At 71.9% G+C, this 16,724-nt stretch carries 17 protein-coding genes; 9 read left to right on the top strand and 8 right to left on the bottom strand.

What is annotated here, in order from left to right:
• Window positions 1-9: 9 nt before the first annotated feature.
• From L8H00_RS07180 to L8H00_RS07170, 3 genes are read right to left on the bottom strand one after another with little or no spacing between them, the layout of a single operon-like run.
• A complete protein-coding gene (locus L8H00_RS07180; protein WP_242096576.1) occupies window positions 10-804 on the bottom strand; it encodes an RNA methyltransferase in 795 nt (264 codons plus the stop codon).
• Window positions 785-1,717, bottom strand: a complete 933-nt coding sequence (locus L8H00_RS07175) for a rhodanese-related sulfurtransferase (protein ID WP_242096575.1) — start codon at window positions 1,715-1,717, stop codon at window positions 785-787. The genes L8H00_RS07180 and L8H00_RS07175 overlap by 20 nt, the downstream gene beginning before the upstream one ends.
• A 38-nt stretch (window positions 1,718-1,755) precedes the next feature.
• Window positions 1,756-2,130, bottom strand: a complete 375-nt coding sequence (locus L8H00_RS07170; protein WP_242096574.1) for a reverse transcriptase-like protein — start codon at window positions 2,128-2,130, stop codon at window positions 1,756-1,758.
• Window positions 2,131-2,249: 119 nt separating this feature from the next.
• Between L8H00_RS07170 and L8H00_RS07165 the strand changes: the two genes are divergently transcribed.
• From L8H00_RS07165 to L8H00_RS07150, 4 genes are all read left to right on the top strand, one after another.
• Entirely contained in the window at window positions 2,250-3,419 is a 1,170-nt protein-coding gene (locus tag L8H00_RS07165) for an NAD(P)/FAD-dependent oxidoreductase (RefSeq protein WP_242096573.1), read from the top strand.
• Window positions 3,420-3,470: 51 nt separating this feature from the next.
• Window positions 3,471-5,177: a DEAD/DEAH box helicase gene (locus L8H00_RS07160; protein WP_242096572.1), complete on the top strand. Its 1,707-nt coding sequence runs from the start codon at window positions 3,471-3,473 to the stop codon at window positions 5,175-5,177.
• 2 nt (window positions 5,178-5,179) lie between these two features.
• On the top strand, window positions 5,180-5,632 hold the full coding sequence (locus tag L8H00_RS07155; protein WP_242096706.1) for a YaiI/YqxD family protein: 453 nt from the start codon (window positions 5,180-5,182) through the stop codon (window positions 5,630-5,632).
• Window positions 5,633-5,719: 87 nt separating this feature from the next.
• Window positions 5,720-8,377, top strand: coding sequence for a TonB-dependent receptor (locus L8H00_RS07150; protein ID WP_242096571.1), 2,658 nt, complete (start codon window positions 5,720-5,722; stop codon window positions 8,375-8,377).
• Here L8H00_RS07150 and L8H00_RS07145 read toward each other — a convergent pair.
• The 3 genes from L8H00_RS07145 to L8H00_RS07135 are packed head-to-tail and all read right to left on the bottom strand — an operon-like array spanning window position 8,374 to window position 11,292.
• Window positions 8,374-9,912: an ABC transporter permease/substrate-binding protein gene (locus tag L8H00_RS07145; protein WP_242096570.1), complete on the bottom strand. Its 1,539-nt coding sequence runs from the start codon at window positions 9,910-9,912 to the stop codon at window positions 8,374-8,376. The two genes, L8H00_RS07150 and L8H00_RS07145, sit on opposite strands and share 4 nt — an antisense overlap.
• A complete protein-coding gene (locus L8H00_RS07140; protein WP_242096568.1) occupies window positions 9,909-10,673 on the bottom strand; it encodes an ATP-binding cassette domain-containing protein in 765 nt (254 codons plus the stop codon). The genes L8H00_RS07145 and L8H00_RS07140 overlap by 4 nt, the downstream gene beginning before the upstream one ends.
• Window positions 10,674-10,719: 46 nt before the next feature.
• The gene (locus L8H00_RS07135) at window positions 10,720-11,292 is read right to left on the bottom strand and encodes a hypothetical protein (RefSeq protein ID WP_242096566.1); all 573 of its coding nucleotides are present in this window, start codon (window positions 11,290-11,292) and stop codon (window positions 10,720-10,722) included.
• A 119-nt stretch (window positions 11,293-11,411) separates the two neighbouring features.
• On the opposite strand from L8H00_RS07135, the gene L8H00_RS07130 reads away from it, so the two are divergent.
• Genes L8H00_RS07130 through L8H00_RS07120 form a run of 3 tightly spaced genes read left to right on the top strand, consistent with a single transcriptional unit; the run spans window position 11,412 to window position 14,266 of the window.
• Entirely contained in the window at window positions 11,412-12,080 is a 669-nt protein-coding gene (locus L8H00_RS07130) for a response regulator transcription factor (protein ID WP_242096565.1), read from the top strand.
• 10 nt (window positions 12,081-12,090) lie between these two features.
• Window positions 12,091-13,428 (top strand): HAMP domain-containing sensor histidine kinase, encoded by a 1,338-nt coding sequence (locus L8H00_RS07125; protein ID WP_242096563.1) that lies wholly within the window; start codon window positions 12,091-12,093, stop codon window positions 13,426-13,428.
• Window positions 13,429-13,480: 52 nt separating this feature from the next.
• Window positions 13,481-14,266: an SDR family oxidoreductase gene (locus L8H00_RS07120; RefSeq protein ID WP_242096561.1), complete on the top strand. Its 786-nt coding sequence runs from the start codon at window positions 13,481-13,483 to the stop codon at window positions 14,264-14,266.
• Here the strand turns inward: L8H00_RS07120 and L8H00_RS07115 are convergent.
• On the bottom strand, window positions 14,263-14,556 hold the full coding sequence (locus tag L8H00_RS07115) for a 4a-hydroxytetrahydrobiopterin dehydratase (protein ID WP_242096559.1): 294 nt from the start codon (window positions 14,554-14,556) through the stop codon (window positions 14,263-14,265). The genes L8H00_RS07120 and L8H00_RS07115 overlap by 4 nt on opposite strands.
• 62 nt (window positions 14,557-14,618) lie before the next feature.
• Here L8H00_RS07115 and ccmA point away from each other — a divergent pair, with 62 nt between their 5' ends.
• A complete protein-coding gene (gene ccmA, locus L8H00_RS07110; RefSeq protein ID WP_242096557.1) occupies window positions 14,619-15,206 on the top strand; it encodes a heme ABC exporter ATP-binding protein CcmA in 588 nt (195 codons plus the stop codon).
• The gene (locus L8H00_RS07105) at window positions 15,203-15,847 is read left to right on the top strand and encodes a heme exporter protein CcmB (RefSeq protein WP_242096556.1); all 645 of its coding nucleotides are present in this window, start codon (window positions 15,203-15,205) and stop codon (window positions 15,845-15,847) included. The genes ccmA and L8H00_RS07105 overlap by 4 nt, the downstream gene beginning before the upstream one ends.
• Here L8H00_RS07105 and L8H00_RS07100 read toward each other — a convergent pair.
• The gene (locus L8H00_RS07100; protein ID WP_242096554.1) at window positions 15,844-16,668 is read right to left on the bottom strand and encodes an inositol monophosphatase family protein; all 825 of its coding nucleotides are present in this window, start codon (window positions 16,666-16,668) and stop codon (window positions 15,844-15,846) included. The two genes, L8H00_RS07105 and L8H00_RS07100, sit on opposite strands and share 4 nt — an antisense overlap.
• Window positions 16,669-16,724: the final 56 nt, after the last annotated feature.

The following is a 16,724-nucleotide window of genomic DNA, read 5'->3' as shown; positions in this document are numbered from 1 at the left end:
GAACGGGGATCACCCCTGCATCAGATGGTGCAGCACGATTCCGCTCGTCGTCGCGACGTTGAGCGAGTCGAAACCCGGCGCCATCGGGATTCGCACCCCCGTCGCGCGCGCGACGATCGTGTCGGGCAGGCCCGGACCCTCCGCCCCGAACAGCGCCGCCATGCGCCCGCCCGGTACGATCTCGGCGAGGGTGCGCGCGCCGGTGAGGCTCAGTGCCAGCACGGTGAAGCCATGCGCCTGGAGTTGCCCGACCATGTCCTCGCCGCGCGCGAGCCTGGCGAACGGCACGCTGAGCGCCGCGCCCACCGAAACGCGGATCGCCTTGCGGTAGAGCGGGTCGCAGCAATCCGCATCGAGCAGCACCGCATCCGCACCGAACGCGGCGGCGTTGCGGAAGATGCCGCCCATATTGTCGTGATTGGCGATTGCGGACAGCGCCACCACGCGGGCGCGTTCGGGCAGTCCGGCCAGCAGCGCATCCGCATCCGGCGCGGCGATCCGTCGCCCGATGGCGAGGATGCCGCGGTGGAGCGGAAAGCCGGCGATCGCATCGAGCACCGGCTGTTCGGCGGCATAGACGGGCACGGCGTCGGGCACGTCCGCGAGCAGGTCGCCAAGACTCGCGATACGGTGCGCGGCGATCAGCAGCGACTGGGCGGCGAAGCGCGGTGAGGCGAGCAGCATCGCCAGCACCACGCGGCCCTCCGCCACGAACAGCCCTTCGCGGCCGACCAGATCGCGCTCGCGAATGTCGCGGTACGCGGCGATCCGCGGGTCGGCGGGATCAGCGACCGGGTGGATCATAGGTCGCGCCGACATGGGCCTGCCCGCGCGCCTCGGCGAGCCGGGCCTGGCGGTGGCGCTCGGCATAGCCCGCGCGGGCCGCATCGTCGCGCGTGCCGTGGCAGGCCGGGCAGGCGACGCCGTCCTCGTAGAGCGGCGAGGCGCGATCCTCGGGCGATACCGGCATCCGGCAGCCGCGGCACAGGACGTGCGTGCCGGCGGCCAGCCCGTGGCCGACCGCGACTCGCTCGTCGAACACGAAACACTCGCCCGCCCAGCGGCTTTCGGCGGGCGGCACGGTTTCGAGATAGTTCAGGATGCCGCCATCGAGGTGGAACACGTCCGCCACGCCTTCGCGCTTCAGCAGCGCCGTCGCCTTTTCGCAGCGGATGCCGCCGGTGCAGAACATGGCGACCTTGCGCCCCGCCCATTCGTCGCGATGCGCGCGGAACCAGGCGGGAAAGTCGCGAAAGCTCTCGGTGCCCGGATCGATCGCGCCGGCGAAGCTGCCGATCTTCACCTCATAGGCGTTGCGGGTATCGATCAGCACGGTGTCGGGATCCGCGATCAGCGCGTTCCATTCCGCGGGCGCGACATAGGTGCCGGCCTCGCCCAGCGGATCGACCGCCTCGCCCATCGTGACGATCTCGGCTTTCACCCGCACCTTCAGCCGGTGGAAGGGCATCGCTGGGGCATCGGCATATTTCAGCGTCAGCGCGGCGCAGCCGGGCAGGGCGCGCAGATGCGCGACCACCGCCGCGATCGCATCGGGCGCGCCGGCGATCGTGCCGTTCAGCCCCTCGCCCGCGAGCAGCAGCGTGCCGCGCACGCCGCGCGCGCGGCACAGCGCTTCGATCGGTGCACGGAGCGCCTCGGGATCGGGAAAGCGCGCGAACCGGTAGAGGGCGGCGACGCGGATCGGCTGGTCGGACATCCGCGCGCGCTTACCGCAAGCGGTGTCGGGGGTCGAGATCAGCGCCGGCCATGCCGCTTCTCGAGCGCGGTGCCCGCCAGATTCTGCGCGCGGCCGATATGGCGGATGCGGACGCGCGCGAAGCCCGCGGCCTCCGCGCGGAACGCCTCGCGCTCGGCGGCGAGCGCCGCGCTGCGGCACGGCGCGCCGTTCGCCTGCGCCACGACGCGCGCCGAATCGCCGACGAGCACGATATCGGTCGCACCCAAGTCGCGCGCCACGCGGAGCGCATGACGCGCGGCGCGCCACTCCGCCTGGTCGTTGCTGCCGATACCGATCCCGGTGGCGTGATGCACGATCCCCCGCGCCACGACCGCGGTTTCCATCGGGCCCGGATTGGGCCGGCAGCCGCCATCGAAGAAGAGCTTGAGCATGGGGCGTCGTAGCATTTCCCTCTAACATAGCAGCTCCCCGGCCTTCGCCGGGGAACGATGGTGCGGATGAACCTCCTCGCGCCCCTCCCTGATCGTGCGCGGATCGGCTACGGCGCGGCATGGAGTATGACGCGATCATCCTGGGGGCGGGGGCCGCCGGCCTCATGTGCGCCGCGGTCGCGGGGCAGCGGGGGCGGCGCGTGCTGCTGGTCGATCATGCCGATCGGCCGGGCAAGAAGATCCTGATCTCGGGCGGCGGCCGGTGCAACTTCACCAATCTGGGCACCGCGGCGGACCGCTATCTTTCCGCCAACCCGCATTTCGCCAAATCCGCGCTCGGCCGCTACGCCGCGGCGGACTTCCTGGCGCTCGTCGAAAGCCACGGCATCGCCTGGCATGAAAAGACGCTCGGGCAGCTCTTTTGCGACGGCTCCGCCAAACAGATCGTCGCCATGCTGGAGGACGAATGCGCCAAGGGCGGGGTGACGCTCGCGCTCGGCCACCCGGTCACGAACGTCGCGCACGCCGATGGCCGTTACCGCGTGACGATCGGCGATCGCAGCCATGACGCGTCCGCGCTGGTGATCGCGACCGGCGGCCCCTCGATCCCGAAAATGGGCGCGACCGGCTTCGCCTATGATCTTGCACGCCAGTTCGGGCTGAAGCTGGTCGAGCCGCGCCCCGCGCTCGTGCCGCTGACGTTGGGGCAGGACGAGGCGCTGTTCCGCGAATTGTCGGGCGTGTCGGCCGACGTGGTCGCCGGATGCGGCAAGACGCGGTTCCGCGAGGCGGCGCTGTTCACGCATCGCGGGCTGTCGGGGCCGGCGATCCTCCAGATCTCGTCCTATTGGCGCCACGGCCAGCCGGTCGCGATCGACTTCCTGCCGGGGCGCGATCCCGACTGGATCGTCGCCGCCAAGCGCGAGCAACCGCGCGCCACGTTGCGCAAGCTGCTCGGCGGCGCGCTGTCGGCGCGGCTGGCCGAGACGCTCGCCGATCGGATCGGGCTGGACGGCCCGCTGGCCGGCGCGACCGACCGCCGCCTGGCCGAGGCGGGGCGCGCGCTGGCGGCGTGGCGGTTCGCGCCGAACGGCACCGAGGGCTATGCCAAGGCGGAGGTGACGATCGGCGGGATTTCGACCGCGGAGCTGTCGTCGCAAACAATGGAAGCCAAACGCGTGCAAAACCTGTATGCGGTCGGCGAAGCGGTCGATGTCACGGGATGGCTCGGCGGCTACAACTTCCAATGGGCATGGGCGAGCGGATGGGCCGCGGGCCGGGCCCTTTGACTTGTGCACGCCTTGCCCGTGGTGGCGGCGCGCCCCATCTTGGACCCGATCATGCCTTTCTCGAAACTCCCCGCGCTCCTGTCGGACGCGCTCACCGCGCGTGGCTATGAAGCACCCACCCCCGTCCAGGCCGCCGTCCTCGAACCCGAGGCGCATGGCCGCGACCTGATCGTCTCGGCGCAGACCGGTTCGGGCAAGACCGTCGCCTTCGGTCTCGCCATGGCGGACCAGTTGATCGGCGACAACGGCCTGCCGCCGCCCGCCAAGCCGCTCGCGCTCGTCATCGCGCCGACGCGCGAACTGGCGCTCCAGGTCAGCCGCGAGCTGATGTGGCTCTATGGCAAGGCGGGTGCGCGCATCTCCACCTGCGTCGGCGGCATGGATGCCTCCAAGGAGCGCCGTTCGCTCGGCCACGGCGCGCATATCGTCGTCGGCACGCCTGGCCGCCTGCGCGATCACCTGGAGCGCGGCGCGCTCGACCTGTCGTCGCTGCGCGTCGCGGTGCTCGACGAAGCGGACGAGATGCTCGACATGGGCTTTCGCGAGGATCTGGAGCAGATTCTCGACGGCACGCCCGATCAGCGCCGCACGCTGCTGTTCTCGGCGACGATGCCGCGGCCGATCGTGGCGCTCGCCAAGCGGTACCAGCGCGACGCGCTGCGGATCTCGACGGTGGGCGAGGATCGCGGGCATGGCGACATCACCTATCAGGCGGTGACCGTCAGCCCGTCCGAGATCGAGCATGCGGTCATCAACCTGCTGCGCTTCCACGAGGCGGAAACGGCGATGCTGTTCTGCGCCACGCGCGACAATGTCCGCCACCTTCACGCCAGCCTGCTGGAGCGCGGGTTCGCCGCGGTCGCGCTGTCGGGCGAGCATTCGCAGTCCGAGCGCAACCAGGCGCTCCAGGCGCTGCGCGACCAGCGTGCGCGGGTGTGCGTCGCGACCGACGTGGCGGCACGCGGCATCGATCTGCCGACGCTCAGCCTCGTCGTCCATGTCGAGCTGCCGCGCGATGCCGAGGCGCTGCAACACCGTTCGGGCCGCACCGGTCGCGCGGGCAAGAAGGGCACCGCCGTGCTGATCGTGCCCTATCCCAAGCGCCGCCGCGTCGAGGGCATGTTGCGCGGCGCGCGGATCAACGCCGAGTGGATCGACGCGCCGACCGCCGACGACATCCGCGCGAAGGATCGCGACCGCCTGATCGAGACGCTGCTCGCGCCCGTCGAGATCGACGACGAGGATCGCGTGCTCGCCGAACGCCTGCTCGCCGAGCGCACGCCCGAAGAGATCGCCGCCGCGCTGGTGCAGGCGCACCGCGCCAAGCTGCCCGCCGCCGAAGAGCTGATGGAGGCGGGCGCGCCGCGCCAGAGCGACCGCAACGAGGGGCCGCGCGCCGGATTCGAGGACACCGTCTGGTTCCGGATGGACGTCGGCCGCCGGCACAATGCCGATCCGCGCTGGCTGCTGCCGCTGATCTGCCGCCGCGGGCACATCACCAAGAACGAGATCGGCGCGATCCGCATCGGCCCGAACGAAACCGCGTTCGAGATCCCGCGGATGGTGGCGGCCAAGTTCGCCGATGCGGTGAAGCGCACCGCAAAGAGCAATGCCGACGACGAGAGCGGCGTGCAGTTCCTCCCCGCCGATGGCGATCCCGGCCATGCCGCGAGCGGCCCGCGCCGCAACCCCCGCCAGTCGAACGCCGCCCCGGTGCGGCACAAGCCGCGCGCGTATCAGGGCAAGCCGGCGCGGTGAACCTGCGCATCCTGGTCGACGCGGACGCCTGTCCGGTGAAGGACGAGGTGTACAAGGTGGCGTGGCGGCACGGCGTGGCCGTCACGATCGTGAGCAACCAGCGGATCCGGATCCCCGACCATCCTCTGGTGTCGCGCGTCGTGGTGAGCGACGCGTTCGACGCCGCGGACGACTGGATCGCCGAGGTGGCCGACCCGGATGCGGTGGTCGTAACCGCCGACATCCTCCTCGCCGACCGCTGCCTGAAGGCGGGCGCGCAGGTGCTCGGCCCCAATGGCAAGCCGTTCACGACCAGCTCGATCGGCGGTGCGATCGCCACGCGCGCGATCATGGCGGATCTGCGCGCGGGCGGCGACGCGATCGGCGGCCCGGCGCCGTTCGCCGCCGCGGACCGGTCGCGCTTTCTCTCCGCGCTCGATGCCGCGCTCGTCCGGATGAAGCGTCGCCCGGCATAATCCTGCGACAATTGGCGGCTAGCGGCGGCACGGCACCGGATCGATTTCGTTCGCGGAGGATCGGGCCGCGCGGGTGAAGGGGTGAACATGCGTTTCGAAATCGGGTTGATCGCGGCGCTGGGCGTCGCGCCGGGCATCGCCGCCGCGCAGGACGTGCCGGCGGCGCAGGCCGGTGCGCCCAAGACCACATCGCCCACCCGCGCCACGCCCGCCGACGAGGCGACGGACGAGCCCGACATCATCGTCCGCGGCACGCGCACGCCGCCCGGATCGGTGATCGGCGACATCACCCCCGATCAGGTGCTCGGGCCCGCCGACATCCGCTCCTATGGCGTGAGCACCATCGCGGACCTGCTGAACGAGCTGTCGCCGCAGACGACCAGCGGCCGCGGCAGCGGAGCGCCCGTCGTGCTGCTCAACGGCCGCCGCATTTCGAGCTTCGCCGAGATCCGCGACATCCCGACCGAGGCGATCGCCCGCGCGGAGATCCTGCCCGAGGAGGTCGCGCTGAAATATGGCTATCGCGCCGACCAGAAGGTGGTCAACATCGTGCTGCGCCGCCGCTTCCGCGCGGCCACGCCCGAACTGAACGACACGCTCGCCACCGCCGGGGGCCGCAACACGCCGCAGGGGCAGATCGACCTGCTCCAGATCGCGCGCGACAAGCGGTTGAACCTGCACGTCAATTATACGGAGAGCTCGGCGCTCACCGAAGCCGAGCGCGATATCGCGCCCGTCGCCGGCACCACGTTCGACGGCGTCGACCAGCGCCCCTATCGCACGCTGCTACCCTCGGCGCGCGACTTCAGCACCAATGCGGTCCTCGCGCGCAACATTTTCGGCACGATCGGCGCGACGCTCAACGCCCGGATCGAGGCGACGCAAGGGGTCGGCGATTTCGGCCTGCCGACCGTCGCGCTCACCGTGCCCGCCACGAGCCCGTTCGCGGCGGCGGGCACCGGCACCGTGGTGCGGACGCTCGGCACCGATCCGCTGACGCAGACGAACGAGGCCATCACCTATCACGCCGGCACGACGTTCAACGGCGATCTCGGCCATTGGCGCTGGTCGCTCACGGGCAATTACGACCGGGTCGACAGCAAGACCTTCACCGCCACCGGATTCGATGCCAGCGCCTATCAGGCGCGGCTGAACGCGGGCGATCCGACCGCCAATCCGCGCGGACCGCTGAACGTCGGCGACTTCGATGCGCTCGGCGTGAACAGCGCGCGCTCCACTTCCAATGTCGGCGGCGCCGATGCGCTGTTCAACGGCACGCTGTTCGATCTGCCAGCGGGCGCGATCGGCACCAGCGTGCGCGTCGGCGCGTCGGCGAGCGATTTCACCAGCCGCTCCTATCGCTCAGGCCTGACGCAGAGCGGCGACGTGTCGCGCGACATCGTCAACGGCCAGGTGAACATCGACGTGCCGATCACCAGCCGGTCGAAGAATTTCCTGTCGGCGGTCGGCAATCTGTCGGCCAACTTCAACCTGGCGGAGGACCATCTCTCCGATTTCGGCACGCTCCAGACGCTTGGTTATGGCGCCAACTGGTCGCCGATCGAGGCGCTGCGCTTCCTCGTCTCGCACACCGATCAGGACGAGGCGCCGACCGCGGCGCAGCTCGGCAACCCGCAGGTGACGACGCCCAATGTCCGCGTGTTCGACTATATCGCCGGTACCACCGCGACCGTCACGACGCTGACCGGCGGCAACCCGAATCTCGTCGCGGACGATCGCCACGTCACCAAGATCTCGATGACGCTGAAGCCGTGGAAGGCGAAGGACCTGACGCTCACCGCGGATTATGTGGCGAGCCGGATCGAGAATCCGATCGCCTCCTTCCCGAGCGCCACCGCAGCGATCGAGGCGGCGTTCCCCGGCCGCTTCACGCGCGACGCCGACGGGCAGTTGCTCCGCGTCGATTCGCGCCCGATCAACTTCGCCGAAAGCCGCAGCTCGCAACTGCGCTGGGGAATCAACTTCTCGCACCCGCTCAAATCCAAGATCCAGAAGGAGATCGCGGCGTTCCGCGCCGGGCTCGGCCCGAATCCCTTTGCGGGGCTGAACTTTCCCGGACGGCCGGGCGAGCGCGGGCCGGGCGGCGAGGGGCCGCCGCCCGGTGGCGGGCCGAGCGGAGCCCCGGGCGGCGGTGGGCCCGGTGGTGGTGGTCCCGGCGGCGGCGGCCCTGGCGGCGGCGGCGGGCGCGGCTTCGGTGGTGGTGGCGGCGGTCCCGGTGGCCGTGGCGGGCAGGGCGGTGGGCGGATCCAGTTCGCGGTCTATCACACCTGGCACTTCACCGATCGCGTGCTCGTGCAGCAGGGCGGCCCTTCGCTCGATCTGCTGAACGGCGACACCGTCGGATCGGGCGGCGGCCAGGCGCGCCACGAGGTGGAAGGCCAGGCCGGGATCACCAACAACGGGCTGGGGGCGCGGCTGTCGGTCAACTACGCCAGCGGCACGCGCGTGAACGGCGGCACGACGGCCGCGCCGGAGACGCTCAACTTCGGCGGGCTCGCCACCGCCAATCTGCGCCTGTTCGCCGATCTGGGACAGCGGCTCGATCTGCTGAAGGCGCACCCCTGGGTGCGTGGCATGCGGCTCAGCCTGTCGGTCGAAAACATCCTCGACAGCCGCCAGCGCGTGACCGACGCGACGGGGGCGACGCCGGTCAGCTATCAGCCCGACTATCTCGATCCGCTCGGCCGCACCGTGCGCTTCACGATCCGCAAGCTGTTCTTCTAGAGGCCGATCGTCCTGGCTAGCCAGCGCGCGGCCGCTTCCGGGCTCTGCTTGTCGGCGTCGCGGTCGACGCGGTAGTTCGCCGCGCGCATCGCCGCCACCGGCACGCGCCCGACGAGCGGGCGCAGCGTCGCCAGCAGCCGAGCATCATGCGCATGCGCGGGTGCGACGAGCAGGATCGCGTCATAGCCGGGGATCGCGCGTGCGGGATCGCTCAGGACGCGCAGGTGATCGGCGGCGATCCGCCCGTCGGAGGAAAAGGCCGAGATCGCATCCGCCCGGCCGCTCTCCAGCGCGCGGTACATGAAGGTGGGGCTGTACGGCGTCGTCGCGGCGAACCGCATCGGATAGGCGCGCTTCACCGCCGCCCATTCGGGCCGGTCGAGAAATTCGAGATCGGAGCCGAGCCGCAGCGCGGGCGAGGCGCGCGCCAGATCGGCGAGCGTCGCGATCCCCCGCGCCTGCGCATCCCCCTCGCGCATCGCAAAGGCATAGGCGTTCTCGAAACCGAGCGGCCCGACGAGCGCGACGCCGTGCGCGCGCGCCGCCCAGTCGCGGATCGCTGCCACCATCGCGGCATGATCGGGCACGTCGGTGCGCTTCATCTCCGCGGTCCAGATCGTGCCCGCATAATCGACATAGACGTCGACCGCACCGCTCGCGACCGCGCCGAAGATCACTGCCGAGCCCAGGCCGTCGCGATAAGTGACATGGTAGCCCGCGCGCGTGAGCCGGTCGCCGATCAGGCGCGACAGAATATATTGCTCCGAGAAGTTCTTGGCGCCCACCACGATGTCGCGCGATCCGGCACGGTGCGCCCAGAGCGGCGCGGTCGACAGCAGCGCGCCGCCGAGGAGCGCCGCCACGCCGGCGACGATCATCCAGCGCCGCCGCTCCGTCAGCCCGCGCTCGATCAGCCCGATCAGCAGATCGACCGCGAGCGCGAGCGCCGCGGAGGCGACGCAGCCGGCCAGCACCAGCGCCCAGGCCTGGGTCTGGAGCCCCGCGAAGATCAAGTCGCCGAGACTCGCATAGCCGACCGTGGTCGACAGCGTGGCGGCGCCGATCGTCCACACCGCGGCGGTGCGGATGCCCGCGATCAGCACGGGGGCGACGAGCGGCGCCTCGACCAGGCGCAGTTTCTGCGCGGGCGTCATCCCCACCGCATCCGCCGCGGCGATCACCGCGGGATCGAGCCCGTGCAGCCCCGCGACCCCGTTGCGCAGGATCGGGAGCAAGGCATAGAGCGTCAGCGCGATCAGCGACGGCAGAAAGCCGAGCGCGGGGATGCCGCCGCCGACCAGCGACGAGAGGATCAGCAGCAGCGGATAGAAAAGCGCCAGCAGCGCGAGGCTGGGGATGGTCTGGACGAGGCTGGCAAAGCCCAGCGCGACCCGCGCGACCGCGGGCCGCCGCGCCGACCACATACCCAGCGGCAGGCTGATAACGATGCCGAGCAGCAGCGCGCTGCCGGCGAGCAGCACATGTCCGGCGAGCAGCGGCGGCACGCGCGCCATGGCATCCCAGAACGCGCTCACGGCGTGCGCTCCCGCAGCCGTTCCGCCTGGTCGCGCGGCACCGCGACGAGCGCCTGCGCCGCATCCCCGCCCCGGCCCGACAGAAGCGCGGCCGGCGCTTCATCGGCGACGATCCGCCCGGCCTTCATCACCAGCACGCGGTCGGCGAGCAGCAGCGCCTCCGCCATGTCGTGCGTGACGAGGATGGTGGTGAGCCCCAGCCGGTCGTGCAGCGCGCGGATCGACCGGCCGAGCGCGTCGCGCGTCACCGGATCGAGCGCGCCGAACGCTTCGTCGAGCAGCAGCAGCCGGCCGCCCGGCGCCAGCGCGCGCGCGATGCCCACCCGCTGGCGCTGGCCGCCCGAAAGCTGGCCGGGCATGCGCCCGGCGAGCGCGGGGGGCAGCTCGACCTGTTCGAGCAGCGCTTCCACCGGCGCGTCGGCACGGCCGGCGATGCGCAGGCCGATCGCCACATTCTCCGCGACGGTCATGTGCGGGAACAGGCCGATCTCCTGAAAGACATAGCCGATCCGACGGCGCAGCGCCGGCGCGGGGCCGGCGGCGACATCGACCCCGTCGATCGTCACGCGGCCCGCGCTTGGCACGACCAGCCGGTTGATTGTCTTCAGTAGCGTCGATTTTCCCGATCCCGACGTGCCGACCAGCGCGACGAACGTGCCGCCGGCGATCGCCAGCGACACGCCATCGACCGCGGGCGCGCCCTCGCCGAAGCGTTTCGTCACGCCCTCGAAGGCGATCGCGGGGCCTTGCGGGTCTGCCATCGCCCGAAAGCATGGGCGATGGCCGAGGGCTGGTCAAACCGGTAACTCAGCGCGTGGCGGGCACCGCCGTCGCGACAGGCGTCACCGAGGGTGCGGCGACCGCTGCGGGGGGCGGTGGCGGCGGCGCGGCGCGGTCGTCGGGGCCGGGGCCGTGATCCGGGCCGTCGCCATGGGGACCGTGGCGGCCATGCGGCCCGCCGAGCGGCTCCAGCGCGGTCACCTTGCCATCGGGGCCGACGAGGAAGGCGGCATGGAGGAAGCCGCGATCGAACCGGCCCTGCACGGTCACCGCCTCGCTCGGGCGGACGAGCCCGCCATTCTCGCCTTGGCGGCCGGTATCGACCAGCGCGCGGCCGGTGGAATCGGCCATCACGAACTTGTTGCCGAAGACCTCGACGACGCGGCCGCGGATGGTGACGATGCCGTCGTCGCTGAGCGAGCGGATCGCGACCGGGGTGGCGGGCGCCATGGTGACGCTGGGCCGCGTCGCCTCGACCGCGAGCGCCCCGGCGCCCCCGCCGAGGACGAGCATGCCGGCCGCGACCGCGGCGATCGTGCCGCGGCGGCCGAGGCGATGGCTGATGGAGCGGGGGCGGATGGAGCGGGACGGATCGGTCATGATGGTTACTCCTCGAGTTGACGATGCCCTTCTATCGCTGCCATCCCGACCCCCACTGAACCGCGCCGTTCAGCTTCGGTTTGGCCGGGGGCGATAGCGGTCGGGGCAGGAGGACGGCCATGCGCATCTTGGTGGTGGAGGACGATGCCGCGCTCGGCGACGGGCTCGCACGGGCGCTGCGGGCGCAGAATTTCGCGGTCGATGTCGCGACCGACGGCGAGGATGGCGCGCATCTGGGCGAGACCGAGCGTTACGACGCCGCGGTGCTCGACATCGGCCTGCCCAAGCGCGACGGGATCGCGGTGCTGCGCGGCTGGCGCGCGGCTGGGCGCGACCTGCCGGTGCTGATCCTGACCGCGCGCGACGGCTGGTCGGAAAAGGTCGAGGGCTTCAAGGCGGGGGCCGACGATTACCTCACCAAGCCGTTCCGCATCGAGGAGGTGGTGATGCGGCTGCGCGCGCTGGTGCGCCGCGCGGCAGGCCATGCATCGGCCAGGGTCGTTTGCGGTCCGCTCGCGTTCGATGCGCAGCTCGGCACGTTCGAGCTGGACGGGCTGCCGCTGAAGCTCACCGCCTTCGAATGGCGCGTGCTGTCGCAACTGATGCTGCGCCGCGAGGTGGTGGTGGAGCGCGCCGACCTGATCGAGCGCGTCTACGAAGGCGATGCGGACGTCGATTCCAATTCGATCGAGGTGATCGTCGGCCGCCTGCGCCGCAAGATCGGCGCGACGCTGATCGAGACGGTGCGTGGGCGCGGCTACCGCCTCACCGCGGACGGCTGGACGTGAGGATCTGGGCGTGAGGATCGTGCCGCGGTCGCTCTACGGCCGGCTGCTGGGCATTTCCGCGATCACGACGCTGATCGCGCTGGCCTTTGCGGGCGTGGCGATCGGGCGCGTGCTCGAACGGTTCGTGGTACGTGGGCTCGACCAGCAGCTCGATGCCGAGACCGGGATGCTCGCGCGCGCGGTGCGCCCCGACGGCGTGCTGATGCCCGGTCGGATCGTCGACCTGCCGGCCTTCGCCGATGCCGAGCCGGGCTGGGGCTGGCGCGTCGATTCGCCCACGCGCCACTGGGTGCGCGGCGATGCGGCGGATGTGCCGCCCGCGCAGGCGCCGGACGGCCCGGGGCCCCGGCGACATGGCGGTCCGCATCCCGGCGAGGCGCGGGCGCTGGGGGGCGAGCGGGTCCATCTGCGCAGCGTGACGGTCGCGACTGGCGCCGGACCGGTGACGATCGCCGCCAATGCCCCGGCGCGGATCGCGCTGGCGCCCTTGTACGAGGCGCTGGTCCCGCTGCTCACGTCGCTGGCGGTGCTGGGGCTGGGGCTGGCGGCCGCGACCGCGCTCCAGTTGCGGCTGGGGCTGCGCCCGCTGCGCCGGCTCGCCGGTTCGCTGGGCGCGGTGCGCGCGGGGCGGGCGCGGCACATCCCCGCCGACCAGCCCGCCGAGATCGCACCGCTTGCCGCCGAGCTCAATGCGCTGATCGACCAGAATAGCGAGCGGCTCGACCATGCCCGGCGTCATGTCGCCAATCTCGCCCACGGCCTGAAGACGCCGCTTGCCGCGCTGGGGCTGGCACTGGCCGAGGAGGGGCGCGATCCCGACGGTACGCTCGGGCGGATGGTCGCGCGCATCGACGCGCAGGTTCGCCATCATCTCGGCCGCGCCCGTGCCGCCGCGCCCGGCGGCGGGCAGCGCGTGCGCACCCCGCTGGGGCCCGCCGTCGCGGATCTGGCGGCGGTGCTGGCGCGCATCCATGCCGATCGCGCGGTGACGGCGACGATCGCGGTGGCGGACGATCTGACGGTCGCGGTCGACCAGCAGGATCTGGACGAGATGCTCGGCAATCTGCTCGACAATGCCTGGCGCCACGCGCGCGGCGCGGTGCGGATCGCGGCGGTGCGCGCGGATGCCGTCATGGTGCTGGCGATCGAGGACGACGGCGCGGGGCTCGACGAGGGCGCGCGCGTCGAGGCGCTGGTGCCCGGCCGCCGGTTGGACGAGCGCGGCGATGGGCATGGCTTCGGCCTGCCGATCGCGGTGGAGCTGGCCGAACTGAACGGCGGCACGCTCACGCTCGAACCCGCGGCCGGACTCGGCGGATTGCGCGTCGTGCTGACGCTGCCCGCCTGACCCTCGACAGCGCGGCCGGCCCCGCGCATGCTGCGCGCAAAGAGGAGAGATCATGGCGAACGAACGGGCGATCTTCATCACCGGCGGCGCATCGGGAATCGGGCGGGCCACCGCGCAACTGTTCGCCGGCCGCGGCTGGCGCGTCGCGCTCGCCGATGTGAACCCGGCGATGCTCGTCGAAACCGCCGCGACGATCCCCCAGGGCCTTGCGACCACCTATGTGATGGACGTGCGCGACCGCGATGCCTGGGTCGAGGCGCTGGACGCGTTCACGGCGATGACGGGGCGGCTCGACGTGCTGTTCAACAATGCCGGCATCGGCCTCGGCGGGCCGCTCGCCGAGGCGCCGTTCGACGCGATCGACCGGGTCGTCGCGATCAACTTCATGGGCGTGCTGAACGGCGCACGGATCGGCCATGCCTATCTGGCGCGGACGCCGGGCTCGTGCCTGCTCAACACCGCATCGGCGTCGGCGATCTATGGCTCGGCCGGGCTCGCCACCTATTCCGCCACCAAATTCGCGGTGCGCGCGCTGACCGAGGCGCTGGACGGAGAATGGGCCGCGGACGGGATCAAGGTGCGCGGGCTGGTGCCCGCCTTTATCGACACGCCGCTGATCGACGCGCCGCCCGAAGGCTCGAACCGCTCGATCCGCACCGTGGTGAGCGATGCCGGCATGGAGATCACCCCGGTCGAGCGCGTGGCGCAGGCCGCATGGGACGCGGTCCACGGCGATCGGCTGCAGACGCTGGTCGGCCGCACCGCCCACCGGCTGGCGTTCGCCGCGCGCTGGATGCCCGGATCGCTGCGCAAGCGCATGCGCCAGCGGCGGCGCTAGCGGTCGAGGATCGCGTCGATCGCGGTCGCCATCTCGATGTCGCGCGGCGACAGGCCGCCGGCATCGTGCGTCGTCAGCAGGATGGCCACGCGGTTCCACACGTTCGTCCATTCCGGGTGATGGTCGGCCTTTTCCGCGATCAGCGCGACGCGCGCCATGAAGCCGAACGCCTCGGCGAAATCGGCGAAGACCACGTCGCGCGTGATCGCGTCGCGCGCCTCGTCATAATCCCAGTCGGGCAGTCCATCGAGCGCCTCGGCCCGTTCCGTCTCGTTCAGCGCCTCGATCACCGTTCGCCTCCCCTCGCTCGCCCGCTTGCCGTGGCCGCGACGCCACGGGTATGGCGGCGGGGATGGCGGGGCAAGCGACTTTCACCGATCGGCACGGCGCGCTGGCCCTGACGGGCGTCGCCTGCACGCGGGGCGGCCGGACGCTGTTCGAAGGGCTCGACCTCGCGCTCGGCGCAGGCCAGGCGGTGCTGGTGACCGGCCCCAACGGTGCGGGCAAATCGAGCCTGTTGCGGATCGTGGCGGGTCTGCTCGCGCCATCGCACGGGCAGGCGCGATGCGAGGGCGGCGTCGCGTTGCTGGACGAACGCCATGCGCTCGATCCCGAACGGCGGCTGTGCGACGCATTGGGATTTTGGGCGCGGCTCGATGCCGGGGAGGCCGCACTGACGGCGCTGGCGCTCGATCGTCTGGCCGCGGTGCCGGTGCGGCTGCTTTCGACCGGCCAGCGCCGTCGTGCCGCGCTCGCGCGCATCGTCGCCGGCGACGCGTGGCTGTGGCTGCTCGACGAACCCGCGAACGGCCTCGATGCGCCCGGGCTGGCGCTCGTCGAGGCGCTGATCGCGGGCCATCGCGCGGCGGGCGGTGCCGTCATGGTGGCGACGCACCTGCCGATGGCGCTGCCCGGCGCGACGGCGGTGCGGCTCGGATGAGGGCGTTCGCCACGCTCGTCGGGCGCGACCTGCGCCACGCCTGGGCCGGCGGCGGGGCGGGCTGGCCGATCGCCTTCTTCCTGCTCGTCGCGATCCTGTTCCCCTTCGCAGTCGGGCCGGACACGGCGTTGCTCGCGCGGGTCGGCGGCGGCGTGATCTGGGCGGCGGCGCTGCTCGCGGCGCTGCTTCCCGTGGACCGCCTTTTCGCGCCGGACCTGGAAGCGGGGGTAATCGACCAGTTCGCGGTGCGCGGGATCGCGCTCGCGCTCGTCGCCGCTGCGCGCACGCTGGCGCATTGGCTGAGCTTCGGGCCGCCCTTGATGCTGGCGGCGGTGATCGCGGCGGGGTTGCTGGGGCTGCCGGGCGCGACGCTCGCGCGCGTCGAGATCGGGCTGGCGATCGGAACGCCCGGCCTCGCCGCGCTGGCGGTGGCGACGGGTGCGCTGGTGGCTGGCCTGCGTCCGGCCGGGGCGGTGGCCGGGCTGGTGATGCTGCCGCTCGCGGTGCCTTTGCTGATCTTCGGCGCGGGGGCGATCGATGGCGGGGCGGGCGCGATCAAGCTGCTCGCCGCGGTGTCGCTGCTGCTGCTGGCGGGTGGCCCCTTCGTGGCGGCGGCGGCGCTGCGGGCGGGGATGGACTAGCCTGCCCGCGGCACGGCGTCTTGGTCGTGCACGCCGTGGATCGCCTCCAGCACGTCGTCGGTGCGCGCCGGATCGCCGATCGCGAGCACATGGCCCGCGCTCGCCGCGGTCAGCGGATCGCCGTTCCAGTCGCACATCCGCCCGCCCGCGCCCTCGACCACGGGCACCAGCGCGGCGAAATCATAGAGTTGCAGGCCGGATTCGCACACGATGTCGAGATGGCCGCTCGCGAGCAGCCCGTAATTGTAGCAATCGCCGCCATAGACCGGTCCCTGGCGCGGCTGCCCGCCCGAGACGGCGGCCACGAGCGCGAGGAAATGCGGCACGTCGCCCTCGCCGAACAGATGCGGGCTGGTGGTGGCGACGATCGCGCCGTCGAGCTGCGCGCAGGTCCGCGTCCGCGTCGCCACGCCGTTCAGCGTCGTCGGCCGCCCCGCCACGCCCAGCCAGCGCTCGCGCTGCACCGGCTGGTCGATGATGCCCAGCACCGGCCAGCCATCCTCCACCAGGGCGATCAGCGTGCCGAAGATCGCCCGGCCGACGGTGAAGCTGCGCGTGCCGTCGATCGGATCCAGCACCCATTGCCGCCCGGTGATGCCCGGCTTCTCGCCATATTCCTCGCCCACGATCCCGTCGCCCGATCGCTCGGCGTCGAGCAGCCGGCGCATCGCCGCCTCGGCCTCGCGGTCGGCGCGGGTGACGGGGGAGCGATCCGCCTTGATCTCCAGCCCCTGTTCGGCGCGGAAATAGGGGCGGATCGCGGCACCCGCCGCATCGGCGAGGCGGAGCGCGAGTTCGATGTCGGCGCGGGAAACGGGCATGCGCCGGTGCCTATCGCAACGCCGCGGCGCGCGCTAGGATGGGGCTCGATCATACA

The sequence above is a fragment of the Sphingomonas sp. CROZ-RG-20F-R02-07 genome (assembly GCF_022662335.1).
In the GTDB taxonomy this organism is placed as follows: domain Bacteria; phylum Pseudomonadota; class Alphaproteobacteria; order Sphingomonadales; family Sphingomonadaceae; genus Sphingomonas.
The sequence above is the reverse complement of the archived record's forward strand: the minus strand, read 5'-3'. Positions and strand labels throughout refer to the sequence as shown.